The organism is Escherichia sp. HH41S, from assembly GCF_009820115.1.
In the GTDB taxonomy this organism is placed as follows: Bacteria; Pseudomonadota; Gammaproteobacteria; order Enterobacterales; family Enterobacteriaceae; genus Escherichia; species Escherichia coli_F.
This window is the reverse complement of record NZ_VNXE01000086.1, coordinates 70,820-91,017: the sequence shown is the minus strand read 5'-3', so window position 1 is coordinate 91,017 and position 20,198 is coordinate 70,820. Positions and strand designations below refer to the sequence as shown.

The window sequence follows — 20,198 nt, the reverse complement described above, 5'->3', positions numbered from 1 at the left end:
GGATAAACCGTCTGACCAACTTCAGCCGCAGAACGGCCCCGCGAGTTCCCCACGTCAGCGGGGATAAACCTGAAATCGCGGGAGAGAGTTCGCGCATTATCAGGAGTTCCCCACGTCAGCGGGGATAAACCGCCGCGTTTCAATTGATGTAGAGACGGTTCTTGGAGTTCCCCACGTCAGCGGGGATAAACCGCTGGGGCAGGCGACAGGAACGCAGTCTGAACCGAGTTCCCCGCGCCAGCGGGGATAAACCGTAAGATGATCTCACGGAATTGAACGAACTACGGAGTTCCCCGCGCCAGCGGGGATAAACCGGACACAGAGCGCCGCTATAGCGCCTATGCCAAGAGTTCCCCACGTCAGCGGGAATAAACCACCATATAACCCGTTATCTCTTTCTCAAGTTTTTATATTAGCAGTACTCGAATTAAGCAACATATCCACGTAACACCTCATGTTCAAAATAGCTCTCCATATATGAAAAGTTCACAATTATCGATACAAAAAATCAAATTTAATTAAAGTGTTAGTTGTATGATACTTAAATCATTAAGAAATTATCATATATTATTTTTTTAATATTGAATTGATATTTGTTAATTTTTTCTTTAGGGTAATAGTTTGTTTTTTAAGCTTATTATTCATTGATTAAGTAATAAATCTGGAAATTTGTCTTTGTTTTGAGGCTAATGAGTGGTTTTACATAACCGCCTCTATAGGCTGTTGATGAATAGTTCTTATGAATAAAGATATCCAGTTCATACTTTAAATGAAAATTGATAAAGTACGGTTTGCGTTGTCTTTTATTCTAAGGACATCGAGTGTAGTTAATATTCCTTGTAACAACAGGGATAAACCGAACTAGTTAAAGTTTTTATTATGTTCCCTGCATCAGCGGGGATAAACCGGACTTGTTATCATTTTTTAAGTTGTCGAACTTATGTTCCCCGCGTCAGCGGGGATAACCATTCAGGTATGTTCAGGCCGGGCAGTTTCCCGCCCGGTCTTCCTCACTTACGCATTCGACCAGCTCTGGATCGAATCAGCATTCCTCAACTCACCATGCATCACTTCATACGATTTTTTCAGGATCACATCAGTGTGTTTGGTTAGGTCTTTGAAAATGCCTTTATTCATCGCGTCGTAGCGTTTGGCATTGCTCTCAATCGGCATAAAGATATCTTTCACGCGAACCATTTTGTCGACAGCCGTTGCGTAATCCGGGTATAGCCCCAGACCTACCGCCGTATTAATCGCTGCCCCCAGGCTTGCACAACCGTTAATGGCGTTACGGCGTGCCGGAAGGTTGAACACGTCGGCAAAAATCTGCATAAACAGATCGCTGTTCGAACCACCGCCAGTAATGATCACATGTTTCGCAAAGTGATTCATTTCATGACACATATTGTCGTAATTGTTCTTCAGCGTCAGCGCCACGCTTTCCAGTATCGAACGATAAATCCATGCGTAATCCATGCTGGAATCAAAGCCGATCATAATTCCGCGTTTGTACGGTTCCCACGGATTGGTCAGCCAGTCCAGCACCGTCATCAGACCATTACAGCCAGGCGGCACACAACAAGCTTTTTTGTTGAGCAAATCTTCCGGTGAAAGATCCTGCGCCCTGGCATCCTGAATTAACGATTCGCCTAGCATGTCGCGCAGCCAACTCACCGTCCACATACCTTTTCGAATACCATAACCTTCATACAGCAAGGTTTCCGGAATAGAAGACATGATCGGCCAGTACGCAACCGGATCTTTCGGCAGTGCTTTGCCGTTCATCATCAACGCGATGTAGGTACCAAGAGAAATTACCGCCGTTTCATCATCCAGTAACCCTGCTCCCAGTGCTTCTACCGGTTTATCACTGGTGGTACAAACAACGGGCAGTCCAACCGGGAAATGTGTCGCCAGCGCGGCTTGTGGTGTGATATGCCCAAGTACAGTGCCCGGCATTTGCACATCAAAAAGCATCTGTCGGGGAATATTAAACTTCTCCATTACCGCGGTATCTTCGCTCCATGCCCAGGTCTTATAATCCACCGGCCACTGACCAAAATAGTTGGCGATATTGTCTTTAAACTCGCCGGTTAAACGGTGTGTCAGATAACCTGAAAAAGAGGTGACATATGCCACGTCAGGATTCGTATGTTCGTAAGGGCGTGTAACGCGTGCATCCTGCCAGCTAATCAACGGCGCAGCTGGCGTGCCATCGGCTTTCAATAACGCACGGCAGCAACGGATGGATCCCAGACCAATACCGACAATATCTTCTTTATTCCCGGCAAACTGGCTCATCAAATCGTGACCAGCAAAACATAATGATGCCCATAAATCATCGTCAGGATGTTCTGCGGTATCGGCATCTGGAGTGTGCATCGGTTGTAATAAGCCTTTGCCTTCGCAAACCACGTTACCTTCCAGATCGTACATCACCACTTTTGTGCTCTGACTTCCGCCATCAATCCCTATGATGTATTTTTTCGACATGATTTTTCTCCTGTAATTTTCCTGGCTTACTTGCTGCTAGCCATTGCGGGGGTGCTATCAGCAGTACGAATTTTTTGGAACAGCAAAAAGGTAAAGACGATCACCATGCCAAGCGCCGCCATGCCCATCAGCCACATATTGCGGTAGGCTTCTGCAGCGGGCAGGGTGTCTTGCCAGTAGCCGATAATTGGGTAAACGAAGACATCCGGCAGGAATCCAATCACCGAACAAATACCTACCGTGGTGCCCATAATGTAAGACGGTGTTCTCGCTTCGCCGGGGCAGGCCCAGTACAGCCCGCGGGAGGCGTAGCAGGTGAATCCCAGTAGTAAAATCAGGCCAATCCCCATCGCGACCGATTGCGGGTTAGAGTTTGTGACGAGCAGGGCAGTCAACGCCAGCAGGCCGATTACGGAAAGTATTTGAATCACGCGGGTAGGAGATTTCACTTTACTGTAGGTGGTGATAATGCCGCCAAGTGGACCACACAGCGCGCGAAAGATTTTGTTGATCACAATCCCCATGTAGCTTGCTGCCACCAGCGACATGCCGTACATTTCGGTCAGATAGTTGGTGGAGTAACTCAGAATGGCGTAGATGGTGAAGACGCCAAAAATCACCATGCTGCAGTACCATGTGGTGCTGATGCGCAAAACGGCCAGGATGTCGCTAAGCTGGAATGACTGTTTTTCTTCGTTATTGGCATTGCGCAGGTTGTTGTTATCGCTAACAAAAAACCAGCACAGAATCCCCAATAAAATGTAGACCACACTGTAGATGATAATGACCGTTTTCAGGCTGGCGCTGTCCTCCGGTGCAAAGCGAGAAAAGACCCACATAGTAAACACTGCCAGCGACATTACACCGACACCGCGCAGCCCTTCCATCCAGCCCATAATTTTCCCCTGCTCGCTATGATCGCCAAGCAACGAGGCGGCTTTAATCGACACCGACCACAGCATTAAAATCGTCGTTATTGCAAACGCGACCTGAATACAGAGCATTACCCACAGCGGTGGATAAGTTGCCATTAACAAACCCAGTAATCCGGTAATGACCATTGCAGAAGTAATCATTTTGCGGTGTGAAAATTTATCGGCAATAACGCCGCTGGGGGCATAAAGAATAATAGCCGCAATACCAAAGGTACTCATTATTAAACCTATCTCGGTATTGCTGAATCCCATAAATTTCGCCATGGGAATTTGATAAATATAACGTAAATAAGCCAGGTCAAAACTAACGCCGCCGCTAAAACTAATTATCGCGAGGGTTATCCAACGGCGATATGAGTTGTGTTGCATATCGTATTCCCATTTGTAATAGACAAAAAAAAGAGAAAAGTAAGCCGCCCTTTCAGGTGGATTACTTTTCTCAGGTCTCTAGTAATTGCAATAAGAAATAACATGGAAAGCAGGGGTGTTGTGTGAGAGTAGTCACGCTTCTGCTTTTTAAAATTATTTGATAATACGAATATCACACTGTGATTACGATCACATTAGCGCTTATGCCCTTATGCTAAAAATTATCTCCAGTTACCAGAGATAATGAGAAAGGTAACTTCCCTCTCGCGGGGGAAGTTACCTTTCTTTTTTTTGCCTTACGGAAATTGGAGCTAACTATGTCAATCGAATCTCTCAATGCGTTCTCAATGGATTTTTTCTCCCTGAAAGGTAAAACCGCAATTGTTACTGGTGGGAATAGCGGTTTAGGCCAGGCATTTGCCATGGCACTGGCAAAAGCAGGCGCAAATATCTTTATTCCTAGTTTCGTTAAAGATAATGGCGAAACAAAGGAAATGATTGAAAAACAGGGGGTTGAGGTGGGCTTCATGCAGGTGGATATCACCGCAGAAGGCGCGCCGCAGAAGATAATTGCCGCCTGTTGTGAACGTTTCGGCACCGTCGATATTCTGGTTAACAATGCCGGTATATGTAAGCTGAATAAGGTGCTGGATTTCGGTCGTGCCGACTGGGACCCGATGATTGACGTGAACCTGACCGCCGCATTCGAGTTAAGCTACGAAGCGGCAAAAATTATGATCCCGCAGAAAAGCGGTAAAATCATTAATATCTGTTCACTGTTTTCCTACTTAGGTGGTCAATGGTCTCCTGCTTATTCTGCCACTAAACACGCCCTTGCCGGATTTACCAAAGCCTATTGCGATGAATTAGGTCAATATAATATTCAGGTAAATGGTATTGCCCCAGGATATTACGCTACCGATATCACCCTGGCGACACGCAGTAATCCAGAAACCAATCAGCGCGTTCTTGATCATATTCCAGCAAACCGTTGGGGCGATACTCAGGATTTAATGGGCGCAGCCATATTTCTCGCAAGTCCGGCATCGAATTATGTCAACGGGCATTTATTGGTGGTCGATGGCGGTTATTTAGTGCGCTAATCCATAACGGTGGTTTCTGTTTTCTCTTATTAATGATTATTCCATTTTTATTATCAGGAAGGAATTACTATGTCTTTATCTCGCGCAGCGATTGTCGACCAGCTAAAGGAAATTGTTGGTGCAGATCGCGTAATTACCGATGAAACAGTATTAAAGAAAAACAGTATTGACCGTTTTCGCAAATTTCCGGATATTCATGGCATTTATACTTTGCCGATTCCGGCAGCGGTCGTAAAACTCGGTTCCACAGAACAAGTATCCCGTGTGCTGAATTTTATGAATGCGCACAAAATTAACGGTGTGCCGCGTACCGGTGCTTCCGCTACCGAAGGTGGACTGGAAACTGTTGTGGAAAACTCGATAGTGCTTGATGGCTCTGCAATGAATCAAATCATTAATATTGATATAGAGAATATGCAGGCGACGGCGCAATGTGGCGTTCCGCTGGAAGTGCTGGAAAACGCGTTGCGTGAAAAAGGTTACACCACGGGGCATTCTCCGCAGTCAAAACCGTTGGCGCAGATGGGGGGACTGGTGGCGACCCGTAGTATCGGGCAGTTCTCCACACTCTACGGCGCAATCGAGGATATGGTCGTTGGCCTGGAAGCAGTACTGGCTGATGGCACCGTGACACGCATTAAAAACGTGCCACGACGCGCGGCGGGTCCGGACATTCGTCACATCATCATCGGCAACGAAGGCGCATTGTGCTATATCACTGAAGTCACTGTGAAAATCTTTAAATTCACCCCGGAAAACAACCTCTTCTACGGCTATATCCTGGAAGACATGAAAACCGGCTTCAACATCCTGCGTGAAATCATGGTGGAAGGATATCGTCCGTCGATCGCTCGTTTGTATGACGCTGAAGATGGCACCCAACACTTCACCCATTTTGCCGACGGAAAATGCGTGCTGATCTTTATGGCTGAAGGTAACCCTCGCATTGCGAAGGCGACGGGCGAAGGGATTGCAGAAATCGTGGCACGTTACCCGCAATGCCAGCGCGTGGACAGTAAGCTGATCGAAACCTGGTTTAACAACCTGAACTGGGGACCGGATAAAGTGGCTGCCGAACGTGTGCAGATCCTCAAAACCGGCAACATGGGCTTTACCACCGAAGTGTCCGGCTGCTGGAGTTGCATACACGAAATCTACGAAAGCGTTATTAACCGTATTCGTACCGAGTTCGCGCACGCCGACGACATCACCATGCTGGGCGGTCACTCCTCTCATAGCTATCAGAACGGCACCAACATGTACTTCGTCTACGACTACAACGTTGTTGACTGTAAGCCGGAAGAGGAAATCGACAAATACCACAATCCGCTCAACAAAATCATCTGCGAAGAAACCATTCGCCTCGGCGGTTCGATGGTACACCATCACGGTATCGGTAAACATCGTGTTCACTGGAGCAAACTGGAACACGGCAGCGCGTGGACATTGCTGGAAGGGCTGAAAAAACAGTTCGATCCTAACGGTATTATGAATACGGGTACTATCTATCCGATTGAAAAATAATGTGTCAGGCAGCGTTTCGCGATGACGGGGCGTTGTCTTTTCGGCTTCTCAACCGGGAAGCCGTTCTTATTACCGGACAATGAAGGGGTAAAGATGAACACTTCACCGGTGCGAATGGATGATTTACCGCTTAACCGTTTTCACTGTCGAATTGCTGCGCTGACTTTCGGCGCACACCTGACCGACGGTTATGTTCTCGGCGTCATTGGTTACGCCATAATTCAGCTTACTCCAGCCATGCAACTGACGCCGTTTATGGCGGGAATGATCGGCGGCTCGGCGCTACTTGGCCTGTTTATCGGCAGCCTGGTTTTGGGCTGGATCTCCGACCATATCGGGCGGCAAAAAATCTTCACCTTCAGCTTTATGCTGATTACACTCGCCTCGTTCCTGCAATTTTTTGCCACCACGCCAGAGCATCTTATTGGACTGCGCATTTTGATCGGCATTGGGCTGGGAGGCGATTACTCAGTAGGCCACACCTTGCTGGCTGAATTTTCTCCGCGCCGCCATCGCGGTATTTTGCTGGGCGCATTCAGCGTGGTGTGGACCGTAGGTTATGTGTTGGCAAGTCTTGCCGGACATCACTTTATTAGCGAAAGCCCCGAAGCCTGGCGATGGTTACTTGCATCGGCGGCATTTCCTGCCCTGTTGATTACGTTGTTACGTTGGGGAACGCCAGAATCGCCACGCTGGCTACTGCGCCAGGGGCGTTTTGCAGAAGCTCACGCTATCGTGCATCGCTATTTTGGTCCCCATGTTTTACTGGGCGATGAAGTGGCAACGGCGACCCATAAACACATCAAAACCTTGTTCTCTTCGCGCTACTGGCGGCGCACGGCGTTTAACAGCGTCTTCTTTGTCTGCCTCGTAATCCCATGGTTTGTGATTTATACCTGGCTGCCAACTATCGCCCAGACTATTGGACTGGAAGATGCGCTGACTGCCAGCCTGATGCTTAATGCGTTGTTAATTGTGGGCGCGCTGCTGGGATTATTTCTGACGCACCTGCTGGCACATCGCAAATTTTTACTTGGCAGTTTTTTGTTGCTGGCGGCAACGCTGGTAGTGATGGCCTGTTTGCCTTCTGGCTGTTCATTAACGCTGCTGCTTTTTGTTCTCTTCAGTACCACCATTTCGGCAGTCAGTAATCTGGTGGGCATTTTGCCTGCGGAAAGTTTTCCTACTGACATTCGCTCGCTGGGTGTCGGTTTTGCCACCGCCATGAGTCGGTTGGGCGCGGCGGTAAGTACTGGCCTGCTGCCGTGGGTGCTGGCGCAGTGGGGAATGCAAGTCACCTTATTGCTCCTGGCGACAGTGTTGTTGGTTGGTTTTGTTGTGACCTGGCTATGGGCGCCAGAAACCAAAGCACTCCCGCTGGTGGCGGCGGGAAATGTAGGAGGTGTGAATGAACATTCTGTTAGCGTTTAAAGCCGAACCGGATGCCGGAATGCTGGCAGAAAAAGAGTGGCAGGTGGCGGCTCAGGGTAATTGCGGACCGGATGTTTCGCTGCTGCGAAGTTTACTCGGTGCTGATGAACAGGCCGCTGCCGCGCTTCTGTTAGCGCAGAGAAAAAACGGTACGCCGATGTCTTTAATCGCGTTGAGCATGGGGGATGAACGGGCGTTGCACTGGCTGCGCTATCTTATGGCGTTGGGGTTTGAGAAGGCAGTATTGCTGGAGACGGCGGCAGATCTGCGCTTTGCACCGGAATTTGTCGCCCGGCATATTGCCGAATGGCAGTGCCAGAATCCGCTGGATCTGATAATTACCGGCTGCCAGAGCAGCGAAGGGCAGAACGGGCAAACGCCATTTTTGCTGGCGGAAATGCTGACCTGGCCCTGTTTTACTCAGGTGGAGCGTTTTACTCTCGACGCACCGTTTATCTCGCTCGAACAGCGTACTGAACATGGATTACGCTGTTGTCGGGTTCGCTTGCCTGTGGTGATTGCCGTACGCCAGTGTGGCGAGGTGGCCTTGCCAGTACCGGGAATGCGCCAGCGTATGGCGGCGGGGAAAGCTGAAATTATCAGCAAAACTGTTACTGCTGAATCGTCAGCGATGCAGTGCCGGCAACTGGAAAGGCCAGAGCAACGACGCGGTGCAACGCTTCTTGATGGGCCAACGGTAGCAGAAAAAGCGCAAAAACTGTGGCGGGATTATTTGTGCCAGAGGATGCAGCCATGAATATCGCAATTGTGACAATAAATCAGGACCATGCCGCAATAGCGAACTGGCTGGCGGCGCAGGATTTCAGCGGTTGTGCCCTGGCGCACTGGCAAATAGAACCACAGCCGATGGTCGCAGAGCAGGTACTGGATGCGCTGGTGGAACAGTGGCAGCGAACGCCTGCGGACGTTGTTCTCTTTCCGCCGGGAACGTTTGGCGATGAACTGTCGACACGGCTGGCCTGGCGTTTACATGGTGCAAGCATTTGCCAGGTGACTTCATTAGATATTCCAACCGTAAACGTACGCAAATCCCACTGGGGAAATGCGCTAACGGCGACGCTGCAAACAGAAAAACGCCCGCTATGCCTCTCCCTGGCGCGTCAGGCGGGAGCAGATAAAAACGCCTCGTTGCCCCCGGGTATGCAGCAACTGAACATTGTCCCAGGTGCGCTTCCCGACTGGCTGGTTAGCATAGAAAACCTGAAAAATGTTACCCGCGACCCATTAGCTGAGGCCAGACGGGTGCTGGTGGTGGGGCAGGGCGGAGAGGCAGATAACCAGGAAATCGCTATGCTGGCAGAAAAGCTGGGAGCCGAAGTGGGCTACAGTCGGGCACGAGTGATGAACGGTGGCGTTGATGCTGAAAAAGTGATTGGTATTTCAGGACATCTGCTGGCACCTGAGGTGTGTATTGTTGTTGGTGCTTCCGGCGCAGCAGCGTTAATGGCGGGCGTCCGCAATAGCAAGTTTGTGGTGGCGATTAATCATGACGCCAGCGCGGCGGTATTTTCACAGGCAGATGTTGGCGTGGTTGATGACTGGAAAGCGGTGCTGGAGGCACTGGTGACAACCATTCACGCAGATTGCCAATAACGTGCTGCCGGATGATCCTGCCTACGGTTCTGGGCTGGGGACTTGTAAGCCTGATAAGACGCGTCAAGCGTCGTATCAGGCGCTGAATGTCGGATGTGGCGTGCAGCCTACAAATCACACAAATTCAACTCGTTACGAGTATCCCGTCAAAGCAATTTTTTCGCTAACGTCCAGACCCCGGTATTCGTGGTGGAAAGCGCCACAACACCCGCGTTAATCGCATTACGCGCATCTTCTTCATCGCACACCAGCCCGCCAGCAATCAGCGGCTGGTGGATTTTCTCCGTTACCCAGCCCAGTACTTTAGGCATACAGCCTGGCAGAATTTCAATACAATCCGGGTTCGATTGCGCAACCTGTTTATCAATGTTGTGAAATGAAATCGAATCAACAATAAACAAGCGATGAATACAGAAAAAGCCTTCCGCTCTCGCCGCTTTTAGCATTGACGCTTTGGTACTGATAATGCCGTCCGCCTCGGTCACCAGTTTCAGAAACTGAATTACTACTTCTTTATTTGACGCGCCTTCCAGCAAATCGACATGAATAAAAGCATATTTTCCGGCGTTCTTAATCTTTTTGACGATATGACTGATGGTGCAAATATTGCCGTACAACACGGAAATAAACCGGCATTCAGAGTCGATTGCCAGTTGCAGGCTGGCATTGTCTTTAACGGCAGCAATCACCGGATTCTGGCGGAGCAGGTGTAAGAGAGGCATAAATTATCCTTATTATTTATCCAAAGCGGTAGGTGATGCCGAATCCGGAAGGCGGATAGCGCCACTGTTGTAGGGTTTTTTCATCACACAGTAAACGGCAGGTGCCACACTCCAGGCAGCCGCGATAATCAACGCGTAAGTCGCCTTCCGGCGTGAGCGAAAAAAGACCAGCCGGACAAGCGTTAATCAACCGTTCTGCCGTCTGGCGCTCAACGGAGTCTGCCGGAACAATATGTGGCGCATCAGCAGCGCGCCAGAGATTACGGGCTACAGACATCGCAGACTCCTGATAACATCGCCCGCCAGATGCCACAGGCCGTGACGACGTAAATGACGCCAGAATAACTGGCGCAGCGGTGGAACAGGTTTATCACCCTGATCCCATAAATCGCGGGAAATATCCTGCATTAACGCAGGCCACGCACGGTACCATCCAGGGCGTTGCAAAAGCGCCGGAACATGCTGATAACGTTGTAGAACATCCCACAACATGCTGTGCTCTACATTGTGATGATAAAGCGGAAACAGATTTTGCGGCTCGCGGTGCTGACAGGCGCTTATCAGCGTGTGTGCCGCCGCCTGCGCGCCAGTCAGCGCCATATCCATGCCGCGCACGGAAATTCCGGTATTGACGCAACTGCGCAACGTATCGCCCACCAGCAGCCAGCCGTTACCGGCGTATTGCACCGGCATACTGTGCAAGCCACCTTCTGGCACCAGATGCGCACCATACTCCAGTGATTCCGTGTTTTTGATAAGCGGGCGCACTGCCGGATGCGTTTTAAAGCGAGCCAGCAGCTCGCTTGCCGGAACACGATTTTGCGTAAGGGAAGAGAGCGGGCAAACAATCCCTAACGAGAGCGTTTGTTGATTAGTATAAAGAAATGCGCCGCCGGGTAAGTCATCACAGATTCCGCCGCTGAACAGCAACGCTGCGCCTTCGTTATTCTCCAGATGAAAACGTTCTTCAATAGCGGATGTTTCCAGCGCCAGCACTTCTTTGATCCCCAACGCCATCGCTTCGCCAGCAGGACGAGTCACTAACCCGTGACGCTCAGCCAGGACGCTGTTGGCACCTTCTGCCAGCACCACATAACGGGCGCGGAGAATATCGTCACCACAAATGACACCACACACCCTGCCGTTTTCTTCATACAGCGCATCTACCGTCGCACCAGGGATGCATTCGACACCTTCTTTTTCGGCTTCGGCAACCAGCCACGGATCGAATCGCGCACGTAATACACTCCAGGATTCACCGCCGGGCTGTAAGCTGGAAAACGTCGTTGCGCCATCCGGCGTTAGCAGAGAAAGACTTTCGTGAGTGATGCGTCGTTCAAGAGGCGCGGTCAGGTGAAACTGAGGGAGGAGTTCCGCAAGTGCATAGGTATATAACCGCCCGCCGGAAAGATTTTTGCTGCCGGGAATTTCAGCGCGTTCCAGTAACAAAACGGATAAACCCGCTCGCGCGCAGCGTAAAGCACAAGCGGTGCCTGCTATACCCGCACCAATAATAATAATGTCGCAGTCGTCTTCCATGTCATGCCCCAGATATCCAGAACACAACACCCTAACATAGCGTTACTTAAGGGAAATTGACCGCCGACACACTCTTATCATTCGCCGCGATAGATGCAACCTGCGGTGCAGGTTTCTTTTACCATCACCGCACTTAACAGCGGCACAACGGGTTTAACCTGATCCCAAATCCATTTTGCTAAAACTTCGCTGGTTGGGTTTTCCAGGCCAGGAATATCATTGAGATAATGGTGATCGAGACGCTCGTAGGTTGGTTTAAACGTCGCTTTCAGTTCAGCGAAATCGATAATCCAGCCCGTATGCGGATCGACTTCCCCGGTAATTTCCAGTCGCACCATAAAGGAATGCCCGTGCAGGCGACCACATTTATGTCCTTCCGGGACGTGTGGTAAGCGGTGAGCAGCTTCGAAGGTGAAATCTTTAAATAACGTGGTGGACATCATAATTTCTCTACATGACGATAAAACCGCCGTAGAGTACCGGAAAGGCTGTTTTTTCGCATTATCTAAAACGACTTTGTTGCGCAAAATCGCTGATTTATCTTAATGATTGGCTAAATTCATTTGTTTTTCATTGGGTTGATTAATCTATTTTGTTGTTAAAGACTATTGCTAAAACAGGTTAGTCGATTTGGTTATTAGTTATCGCTATCCCGTCTTTAATCCACACCGTTCACCCCGTTAACCTTACCTTCTCTTCTGTTTTATGGGCGCTGACAGGGCGCAGAAACAGCTTTGCTTACTGGAACATAACGACGCATGACGACACAGGTCCCACCTTCCGCGTTGCTTCCGTTGAACCCGGAGCAACTGGCACGCCTTCAGGCGGCCACGACCGATTTAACTCCCACCCAGCTTGCCTGGGTTTCTGGCTATTTCTGGGGCGTGCTCAACCAGCAGCCTGCTGCGCTTACAGCGACGCCAGCGCCCGCCGCAGAAATGCCGGGTATAACTATTATCTCCGCTTCGCAAACCGGCAATGCGCGCCGGGTTGCTGAAACATTACGCGATGATTTATTAGCGGCAAAACTGAACGTTAAGCTGGTGAACGCGGGCGACTATAAATTCAAACAAATCGCCAGCGAAAAACTGCTCATCGTGGTGACGTCAACGCAAGGTGAAGGGGAACCGCCGGAGGAGGCCGTCGCGCTGCATAAGTTCCTGTTCTCCAAAAAAGCGCCGAAGCTGGAAAACACCGCGTTTGCCGTGTTTAGTCTCGGCGATAGCTCTTATGAATTTTTCTGCCAGTCCGGGAAAGATTTCGATAGCAAGCTGGCGGAACTGGGCGGTGAACGCCTGCTCGACCGTGTCGATGCCGACGTTGAATACCAGGCCGCTGCCAGCGAGTGGCGCGCCCGCGTAGTAGATGCTCTTAAATCGCGTTCGCCTGTCGCGGCACCTTCGCAATCCGTCGCTACTGGCGCGGTAAATGAAATCCACACCAGCCCGTACAGCAAAGACGCGCCGCTGGTGGCGAGCCTCTCTGTTAACCAGAAAATTACTGGGCGTAACTCTGAAAAAGACGTTCGCCATATCGAAATTGACCTGGGCGACTCTGGCCTGCGTTACCAGCCTGGCGATGCGCTGGGCGTCTGGTATCAGAACGATCCGGCGCTGGTGAAAGAACTTGTCGAATTGCTGTGGCTGAAAGGCGATGAACCTGTCACCGTCGAGGGCAAAACGTTGCCTCTGAACGAGGCCCTACAGTGGCACTTCGAACTGACCGTCAACACCGCCAACATCGTTGAGAACTACGCCACCTTAACGAGCAGTGAAACGCTGCTGCCGCTGGTGGGCGATAAAGCGAAGTTGCAGCATTACGCCGCGACGACGCCGATTGTCGACATGGTGCGTTTCTCTCCGGCGCAGCTTGACGCTGAAGCCCTGATTAACTTGCTGCGCCCGCTGACCCCGCGCCTGTATTCCATCGCCTCCTCGCAGGCGGAAGTCGAGAACGAAGTACACGTCACCGTTGGTGTCGTTCGTTATGACATTGAAGGCCGCGCCCGTGCCGGTGGTGCCTCCAGCTTCCTCGCGGATCGTGTGGAAGAAGAGGGCGAAGTTCGCGTCTTTATCGAACATAACGACAACTTCCGCCTGCCAGCCAACCCGGAAACCCCGGTTATTATGATTGGTCCGGGCACCGGTATTGCGCCGTTCCGCGCCTTTATGCAGCAACGTGCTGCTGACGAAGCGCCGGGTAAAAACTGGCTGTTCTTTGGCAACCCACACTTTACGGAAGATTTCCTCTACCAGGTGGAGTGGCAGCGCTACGTCAAAGAGGGCGTGCTGACACGTATCGATCTTGCCTGGTCGCGCGATCAAAAAGAAAAAGTTTACGTACAAGACAAACTGCGCGAACAGGGCGCAGAGCTGTGGCGCTGGATCAATGACGGTGCCCACATTTATGTCTGCGGCGACGCTAATCGCATGGCGAAAGACGTTGAACAGGCACTTCTGGAAGTGATTGCCGAATTTGGTGGCATGGACACCGAAGCGGCGGATGAATTTTTAAGTGAGCTGCGCGTAGAGCGCCGTTATCAGCGAGATGTCTACTAATGAACGAAAAACATCCAGGGCCTTTAGTGGTCGAAGGAAAACTGACAGACGCCGAGCGCATGAAGCTTGAGAGCAACTACCTGCGCGGGACCATTGCGGAAGATTTAAACGACGGTCTGACCGGCGGCTTTAAGGGCGACAACTTCCTGCTGATCCGTTTCCACGGTATGTATCAACAGGATGACCGCGATATCCGCGCCGAACGTGCTGAACAGAAGCTGGAACCGCGTCATGCGATGCTGCTGCGCTGCCGTCTTCCGGGGGGCGTGATCACCACTAAACAGTGGCAGGCAATTGATAAGTTCGCCGGTGAAAACACCATTTATGGCAGCATTCGCCTGACCAACCGCCAGACGTTCCAGTTCCACGGCATTCTGAAAAAGAACGTCAAACCGGTGCACCAGATGCTGCATTCGGTCGGTCTTGATGCGCTGGCGACCGCCAACGACATGAACCGTAATGTACTCTGCACCTCGAACCCATTTGAATCTCAGTTGCACGCGGAAGCGTATGAGTGGGCGAAGAAAATCTCTGAACATCTGCTGCCGCGTACCCGCGCCTACGCGGAGATCTGGCTCGATCAGGAGAAAGTCGCCACCACCGATGAAGAACCGATCCTCGGTCAGACCTACCTGCCGCGTAAATTCAAAACCACGGTAGTGATCCCACCGCAGAACGATATCGATCTGCACGCCAACGACATGAACTTTGTGGCGATCGCGGAAAACGGCAAGCTGGTGGGCTTCAACCTGCTGGTGGGTGGTGGGCTTTCTATCGAACACGGCAACAAGAAAACCTACGCCCGCACGGCGAGCGAGTTTGGCTATCTGCCACTGGAGCATACGCTGGCGGTGGCGGAAGCGGTCGTTACCACTCAGCGTGACTGGGGTAATCGTACTGACCGTAAAAACGCCAAAACCAAATACACGCTGGAGCGCGTGGGGGTCGAGACGTTTAAAGCAGAAGTGGAACGTCGCGCGGGGATCAAGTTCGAACCGATCCGTCCGTATGAATTTACCGGGCGCGGCGATCGTATCGGCTGGGTAAAAGGGATCGACGACAAATGGCACCTGACGCTGTTTATCGAAAATGGCCGAATTCTTGATTATCCGGGACGTCCGCTGAAAACCGGCCTGCTGGAGATCGCAAAGATCCACAAAGGTGATTTCCGCATTACGGCGAACCAGAATCTGATCATCGCCGGTGTACCGGAAAGCGAGAAAGCGAAGATTGAGAAGATCGCCAAAGAGAGCGGATTGATGAATGCCGTCACGCCGCAGCGCGAAAATTCAATGGCCTGCGTGTCATTCCCGACTTGCCCGTTGGCGATGGCGGAAGCGGAGCGTTTCCTGCCGTCGTTTATCGATAACATCGATAATTTAATGGCGAAACATGGTGTCAGCGATGAGCACATCGTGATGCGTGTAACAGGCTGCCCGAACGGTTGTGGTCGCGCGATGCTGGCGGAAGTGGGCCTGGTGGGTAAAGCGCCGGGTCGCTACAACCTGCATCTTGGTGGCAACCGCATTGGAACACGTATCCCGCGTATGTACAAAGAGAACATCACCGACACTGAAATTCTTGCGGTGATAGATGAACTGATTGGGCGCTGGGCGAAAGAGCGCGAAGCGGGTGAAGGCTTCGGCGACTTTACGGTGCGTGCGGGCATCATTCGCCCGGTGCTCGATCCGGCGCGTGATTTGTGGGATTAACCATCAGTCCAGTCTTGTAGGCCTGATAAGACGCGTAAGCGTCGCATCAGGCAAGGCAAACAGTGAGGAATCTATGTCCAAACTCGATCTAAATGCCCTGAACGAACTGCCGAAGGTAGATCGCATTCTGGCGCTGGTGGAAACTAACGCCGAGCTTGAAAAACTGGATGCTGAAGGCCGCGTTGCCTGGGCGCTGGATAATCTGCCCGGTGAATATGTGCTTTCTTCCAGCTTCGGTATCCAGGCGGCGGTTAGCCTGCATCTGGTGAATCAGATTCGCCCGGATATTCCGGTGATCCTCACCGATACGGGTTATTTGTTCCCGGAAACCTACCGTTTTATCGATGAGTTAACGGACAAACTCAAGCTCAACCTGAAAGTGTACCGCGCTACCGAAAGCGCCGCCTGGCAGGAAGCACGCTACGGCAAACTGTGGGAACAGGGCGTTGAAGGCATTGAAAAGTACAACGATATCAACAAAGTCGAACCGATGAACCGGGCGCTGAAAGAACTGAACGCACAAACCTGGTTTGCTGGCCTGCGCCGTGAACAATCCGGCAGCCGCGCTAATTTACCGGTGTTGGCAATTCAGCGTGGCGTATTTAAAGTGCTGCCGATTATCGACTGGGATAACCGAACTATTTATCAGTATCTGCAAAAACATGGCCTGAAATATCACCCATTATGGGACGAAGGATATTTATCGGTTGGTGATACCCATACAACCCGTAAATGGGAACCTGGTATGGCGGAAGAAGAAACGCGTTTCTTTGGCTTAAAAAGGGAATGTGGGCTGCACGAAGGGTAAATATTGCCGGATAAAATAAACGCCTCTGTCAGAAATGATGGGGCGTTTTTATTTTGCGAGCAGCATTCCGGCATTTAAACGTGAATATAGCAGGGGAAATCAACAGTTATAGAATGGCGTCGGGTGCTTGAGGCTGTCTGGCGTTAAGCATTCGCGAGGTTCCAGATGGACAAAAGCCCCAGGCGATATATCTATCAACCTGAGGCTTACGTTCGAACCCAAACAATTCGAATGTTAGTCTCTTCTTTGCAGGGAGGCAAGACATGCTGACAAAATATGCCCTTGTGGCAATCATCGTACTGTGTTGTACAGTACTGGGATTCACGCTGATGGTAGGCGACTCGTTGTGTGAGTTGAGTATCAGAGAACGTGGTATGGAGTTTAAGGCAGTTCTCGCTTACGAACCGAAGAAGTAGCCACCACGCGGGGGTAAAACCCCGCGTATTGAATTGTGATGGTTTGGTCTCCTGCACCCTTTTTTTCATTTATATTGTTTTTGTGAATATTATGCCTGTGTTTATTATTTATATATATCACAGATGAAAATCATTGAATTATTCATAATGTAAATATTTTATTGAACGATATATATCACAGATAATTTTTAATATATGCGTAAATATCCTTTAAGTTTTACTGAAGGATAAAAACATTGTGACTTTCTTTGATTTCTGGGGAAAAACCCGACGTGGTGAGAAAGAGGGTGGCGACGATTATCACCTTCTTTGCTGGCATTCGCTGGATGTAGCCGCGATAGGCTATTTAATGGTCAAAAACAACTGTTTCGGGCTGGCTGACTATTTTCGTCAATTAGGTTTCGCTGACACGGATCAGGCAGCACAATTTTTCGCCTGGTTGTTGTGCTGGCACGATACTGGAAAATTTGCCCGCTCATTTCAGCAACTTTACCTGCACCCACAACTCAAGGTTCCGGAAGGCGCAAGAAAGAATTACGAAAAGATCTCTCATTCAACGCTGGGTTACTGGTTGTGGCATCATTATTTAATTGAATGTGAAGAGTTGCTTCCTTCATCTTCACTCTCTTTGCGCAAACTTAAACGGGTAATAGATATGTGGATGCCCGTGACGACCGGGCATCATGGTCGGCCTCCTGACCGTATCGATGAACTGGACAACTTTCTGCCTGAAGACAAAGCTGCCGCACGAGATTTTCTCCTTGAAATCAAGGTACTGTTTCCGCTCATCGAGATCCCTACATTCTGGGATGATGACGAGGGCGTTGAACTTATAAAACATCTTTCCTGGTATATATCTGCAACCGTCGTACTCGCAGACTGGACGGGATCGTCAACGCGGTTTTTTCCACGCGTTGCACAGGTAATGGATATTAAAGAGTACTGGCAGAAGGCTTTAGTTCAGGCTCAAAACGCATTAACCGTCTTTCCTCCAAAAGCAGAAACCGCACCTTTCACTGGAATTAACACGCTGTTTCCTTTTATTGAGAACCCAACACCGTTACAGCAAAAGGTGCTGGATCTGGATATCAGCCAGCCAGGACCACAGTTGTTTATTCTGGAAGATGTGACTGGCGCAGGTAAAACAGAAGCGGCGCTTATCCTGGCGCACAGGTTGATGTCTGCGGGTAACGCTCAGGGGCTGTTTTTTGGTTTGCCGACAATGGCAACGGCCAATGCCATGTACGATAGGCTGGTCAAAACCTGGCTTGCTTTCTATTCGCCGGAATCCCGCCCCAGCCTGGTGCTGGCACACAGCGCTCGTTCGCTAATGGATCGCTTTAACGCATCGCTGTGGTCTGGTGATTTTGTGGGGTCAGAAGAACCGGATGAACAAGCGTTCAGTCAGGGATGTGCGGCCTGGTTTGCTGACAGTAACAAGAAGGCGTTGCTGGCTGAAATTGGCGTCGGCACGCTGGATCAGGCGATGATGGCGGTGATGCCGTTCAAACATAATAATCTGCGGCTTCTGGGGCTGAGTAACAAAATCCTGCTAGCCGATGAGATCCACGCCTGTGACGCTTATATGTCGTGCATTCTTGAAGGGCTGATCGAGCGGCAGGCGCGTGGCGGAAACAGCGTTATTTTGCTTTCTGCTACGTTGTCTCAACAGCAGCGTGACAAACTCGTCGCCGCCTTTGCGCGTGGTGCAGAGGGCCAGCAAGAAGCTCCGTTGCTGGAAAAAGATGATTATCCCTGGCTGACGCATGTCACGAAATCCGATGTGCATTCGCACCGGGTTGCGACGCGCAAAGACGTTGAGCGCAGCGTGAGTGTGGGTTGGCTTCATAGCGAACAAGAGTGTATTGCGCGTATCGAATCGGCGGTAAGCCAGGGGAAATGCATCGCCTGGATTCGGAATTCTGTCGATGACGCCATCCAGGTTCATCGTCAGTTACTTGCCCGCGGCGTCATTCCTGCTTCCAGCCTTTCACTTTTTCATAGCCGCTTTGCTTTTAGCGATCGCCAGCGAATTGAAACGGAGACGCTGGCACGCTTTGGTAAAGAAGACTGTTCACAGCGTGCCGGAAAAGTCCTCATTTGTACTCAGGTCCTGGAGCAGAGCGTCGACTGCGACCTGGACGAAATGATTTCCGACCTTGCCCCTGTTGATTTACTGATCCAGCGAGCAGGGCGATTACAGCGACATATCCGCGATATTAATGGTCAGTTAAAGCGTGACGGTAAAGACGAGCGTCACCCTCCTGTATTGCTGATTCTGGCCCCCGTCTGGAACGACTCTCCGGGTGAAGAATGGTTTGGCTGTGCCATGCGTAACAGTGCATTTGTCTATCCCGATCATGGGCGAATCTGGTTGACGCAGCGTGTGCTGCGTGAACAAGGCGCGATTCAGATGCCACACTCAGCCCGGCTTCTGATTGAATCAGTCTACGGTGAGGACGTGGTAATGCCGGAAGGGTTTGCCCGCAGCGAGCAGGAGCAAGTGGGCAAATACTACTGCGATCGTTCAATGGCTAATAAGTTTGTGCTGAACTTCAGGCCCGGCTATGCCGCCAATATCAACGATTACCTTCCGGAAAAACTGTCGACACGTCTGGCTGAGGAGTCTGTTTCCTTGTGGTTGGCTACCTGTATTGACGGTGTGGTGAAGCCTTATGCCACTGGCGCTCACGCATGGGAAATGAGCGTTGTCAGAGTGCGCCAAAGCTGGTGGAAAAAACATCGGGATGAGTTTTCTTTACTGGAAGGGGATGCGTTCAGGCAGTGGTGCGTTGAACAGCGGCAAGATCCGGAGATGGCAAATGTGATTTTAGTTACCGATGACGAAAGTTGCGGGTATTCGGCTACGGAGGGATTGATTGGCAAGGTTGGTTGAGATGCCTGCGACAGGATTCTCTGAATAGTTGATACACAAAAAAGGATGGAAGGATGGATAACCGACCTGGGATGGTCT

15 protein-coding genes, 1 pseudogene and 1 CRISPR repeat array (1 of these 17 cut by a window edge) are annotated in these 20,198 nt (G+C 50.6%); of the genes and pseudogenes, 10 read left to right on the top strand and 6 right to left on the bottom strand.

Going from position 1 to position 20,198, the window contains the following annotated elements:
- Positions 1–375: a CRISPR direct-repeat array (repeat unit 28 nt; unit sequence GAGTTCCCCACGTCAGCGGGGATAAACC); it reaches 324 nt to the left of the window's first position.
- Between the two features lie 639 nt (positions 376–1,014).
- The gene (locus FQZ95_RS16445) at positions 1,015–2,493 is read right to left on the bottom strand and encodes an FGGY-family carbohydrate kinase (protein WP_032185012.1); all 1,479 of its coding nucleotides are present in this window, start codon (positions 2,491–2,493) and stop codon (positions 1,015–1,017) included.
- A 26-nt stretch (positions 2,494–2,519) separates the two neighbouring features.
- Entirely contained in the window at positions 2,520–3,797 is a 1,278-nt protein-coding gene (locus FQZ95_RS16440; RefSeq protein ID WP_032185011.1) for an MFS transporter, read from the bottom strand.
- 317 nt (positions 3,798–4,114) lie between these two features.
- Between FQZ95_RS16440 and FQZ95_RS16435 the strand changes: the two genes are divergently transcribed.
- The 5 genes from FQZ95_RS16435 (at position 4,115) to FQZ95_RS16415 (ending at position 9,469) form a co-directional block, all read left to right on the top strand.
- A complete protein-coding gene (locus FQZ95_RS16435) occupies positions 4,115–4,900 on the top strand; it encodes an SDR family oxidoreductase (RefSeq protein WP_000021336.1) in 786 nt (261 codons plus the stop codon).
- Positions 4,901–4,969: 69 nt separating this feature from the next.
- Positions 4,970–6,424 (top strand): FAD-binding oxidoreductase, encoded by a 1,455-nt coding sequence (locus FQZ95_RS16430; RefSeq protein WP_032185010.1) that lies wholly within the window; start codon positions 4,970–4,972, stop codon positions 6,422–6,424.
- A gap of 21 nt (positions 6,425–6,445) precedes the next feature.
- Positions 6,446–7,855, top strand: coding sequence for an MFS transporter (locus FQZ95_RS16425; RefSeq protein WP_160530436.1), 1,410 nt, complete (start codon positions 6,446–6,448; stop codon positions 7,853–7,855).
- Positions 7,833–8,612, top strand: coding sequence for an electron transfer flavoprotein subunit beta/FixA family protein (locus FQZ95_RS16420; protein WP_088542146.1), 780 nt, complete (start codon positions 7,833–7,835; stop codon positions 8,610–8,612). The genes FQZ95_RS16425 and FQZ95_RS16420 overlap by 23 nt, the downstream gene beginning before the upstream one ends.
- Positions 8,609–9,469, top strand: coding sequence for an electron transfer flavoprotein subunit alpha/FixB family protein (locus FQZ95_RS16415; protein ID WP_088542145.1), 861 nt, complete (start codon positions 8,609–8,611; stop codon positions 9,467–9,469). Before FQZ95_RS16420 ends, FQZ95_RS16415 begins: the two co-directional genes overlap by 4 nt.
- A 146-nt stretch (positions 9,470–9,615) precedes the next feature.
- On the opposite strand, the gene FQZ95_RS16410 is transcribed toward FQZ95_RS16415, so the two are convergent.
- From FQZ95_RS16410 to queD, 4 genes are all read right to left on the bottom strand, one after another.
- Complete coding sequence (locus FQZ95_RS16410) at positions 9,616–10,191, bottom strand: glycerol-3-phosphate responsive antiterminator (protein ID WP_001130280.1); 576 nt, start codon at positions 10,189–10,191, stop codon at positions 9,616–9,618.
- Between the two features lie 16 nt (positions 10,192–10,207).
- Positions 10,208–10,468 (bottom strand): ferredoxin family protein, encoded by a 261-nt coding sequence (locus FQZ95_RS16405; RefSeq protein ID WP_000109507.1) that lies wholly within the window; start codon positions 10,466–10,468, stop codon positions 10,208–10,210.
- Positions 10,459–11,730 (bottom strand): FAD-dependent oxidoreductase, encoded by a 1,272-nt coding sequence (locus FQZ95_RS16400; RefSeq protein ID WP_088542144.1) that lies wholly within the window; start codon positions 11,728–11,730, stop codon positions 10,459–10,461. Before FQZ95_RS16400 ends, FQZ95_RS16405 begins: the two co-directional genes overlap by 10 nt.
- Before the next feature lie 77 nt (positions 11,731–11,807).
- Positions 11,808–12,170: a 6-carboxytetrahydropterin synthase QueD gene (gene queD, locus FQZ95_RS16395; RefSeq protein ID WP_171766270.1), complete on the bottom strand. Its 363-nt coding sequence runs from the start codon at positions 12,168–12,170 to the stop codon at positions 11,808–11,810.
- Positions 12,171–12,488: 318 nt separating this feature from the next.
- Between queD and cysJ the strand changes: the two genes are divergently transcribed.
- The 5 genes and pseudogenes from cysJ to cas3 all read left to right on the top strand — a co-directional run bounded on the left by cysJ (position 12,489) and on the right by cas3 (position 20,120).
- Positions 12,489–14,288 carry an NADPH-dependent assimilatory sulfite reductase flavoprotein subunit gene (gene cysJ / locus FQZ95_RS16390; RefSeq protein ID WP_160530435.1) on the top strand — a complete coding sequence of 600 codons (1,800 nt, stop codon included), beginning with the start codon at positions 12,489–12,491 and terminating at the stop codon, positions 14,286–14,288.
- Positions 14,288–16,000 (top strand): assimilatory sulfite reductase (NADPH) hemoprotein subunit, encoded by a 1,713-nt coding sequence (gene cysI / locus FQZ95_RS16385; RefSeq protein WP_160530434.1) that lies wholly within the window; start codon positions 14,288–14,290, stop codon positions 15,998–16,000. The genes cysJ and cysI overlap by 1 nt, the downstream gene beginning before the upstream one ends.
- A 73-nt stretch (positions 16,001–16,073) precedes the next feature.
- Positions 16,074–16,808 carry a phosphoadenosine phosphosulfate reductase gene (gene cysH, locus FQZ95_RS16380; RefSeq protein WP_115187058.1) on the top strand — a complete coding sequence of 245 codons (735 nt, stop codon included), beginning with the start codon at positions 16,074–16,076 and terminating at the stop codon, positions 16,806–16,808.
- A 263-nt stretch (positions 16,809–17,071) separates the two neighbouring features.
- Positions 17,072–17,224 (top strand): Hok/Gef family protein, encoded by a 153-nt coding sequence (locus FQZ95_RS16375; RefSeq protein WP_000956457.1) that lies wholly within the window; start codon positions 17,072–17,074, stop codon positions 17,222–17,224.
- A gap of 195 nt (positions 17,225–17,419) precedes the next feature.
- Positions 17,420–20,120 (top strand): annotated as a pseudogene (gene cas3 / locus FQZ95_RS16370) (CRISPR-associated helicase Cas3').
- Positions 20,121–20,198 lie beyond the last annotated feature (78 nt).

Bases quoted from the DNA above. Each gene is read 5' to 3' on its own strand.
- FQZ95_RS16445 (WP_032185012.1), bottom strand. From the start codon at position 2,493: ATGTCGAAAAAATACATCATAGGGATTGATGGCGGAAGTCAGAGCACA.
- FQZ95_RS16440 (WP_032185011.1), bottom strand. From the start codon at position 3,797: ATGCAACACAACTCATATCGCCGTTGGATAACCCTCGCGATAATTAGT.
- FQZ95_RS16435 (WP_000021336.1), top strand. From the start codon at position 4,115: ATGTCAATCGAATCTCTCAATGCGTTCTCAATGGATTTTTTCTCCCTG.
- FQZ95_RS16430 (WP_032185010.1), top strand. From the start codon at position 4,970: ATGTCTTTATCTCGCGCAGCGATTGTCGACCAGCTAAAGGAAATTGTT.
- FQZ95_RS16425 (WP_160530436.1), top strand. From the start codon at position 6,446: ATGACGGGGCGTTGTCTTTTCGGCTTCTCAACCGGGAAGCCGTTCTTA.
- FQZ95_RS16420 (WP_088542146.1), top strand. From the start codon at position 7,833: ATGAACATTCTGTTAGCGTTTAAAGCCGAACCGGATGCCGGAATGCTG.
- FQZ95_RS16415 (WP_088542145.1), top strand. From the start codon at position 8,609: ATGAATATCGCAATTGTGACAATAAATCAGGACCATGCCGCAATAGCG.
- FQZ95_RS16410 (WP_001130280.1), bottom strand. From the start codon at position 10,191: ATGCCTCTCTTACACCTGCTCCGCCAGAATCCGGTGATTGCTGCCGTT.
- FQZ95_RS16405 (WP_000109507.1), bottom strand. From the start codon at position 10,468: ATGTCTGTAGCCCGTAATCTCTGGCGCGCTGCTGATGCGCCACATATT.
- FQZ95_RS16400 (WP_088542144.1), bottom strand. From the start codon at position 11,730: ATGGAAGACGACTGCGACATTATTATTATTGGTGCGGGTATAGCAGGC.
- queD (WP_171766270.1), bottom strand. From the start codon at position 12,170: ATGTCCACCACGTTATTTAAAGATTTCACCTTCGAAGCTGCTCACCGC.
- cysJ (WP_160530435.1), top strand. From the start codon at position 12,489: ATGACGACACAGGTCCCACCTTCCGCGTTGCTTCCGTTGAACCCGGAG.
- cysI (WP_160530434.1), top strand. From the start codon at position 14,288: ATGAACGAAAAACATCCAGGGCCTTTAGTGGTCGAAGGAAAACTGACA.
- cysH (WP_115187058.1), top strand. From the start codon at position 16,074: ATGTCCAAACTCGATCTAAATGCCCTGAACGAACTGCCGAAGGTAGAT.
- FQZ95_RS16375 (WP_000956457.1), top strand. From the start codon at position 17,072: ATGCTGACAAAATATGCCCTTGTGGCAATCATCGTACTGTGTTGTACA.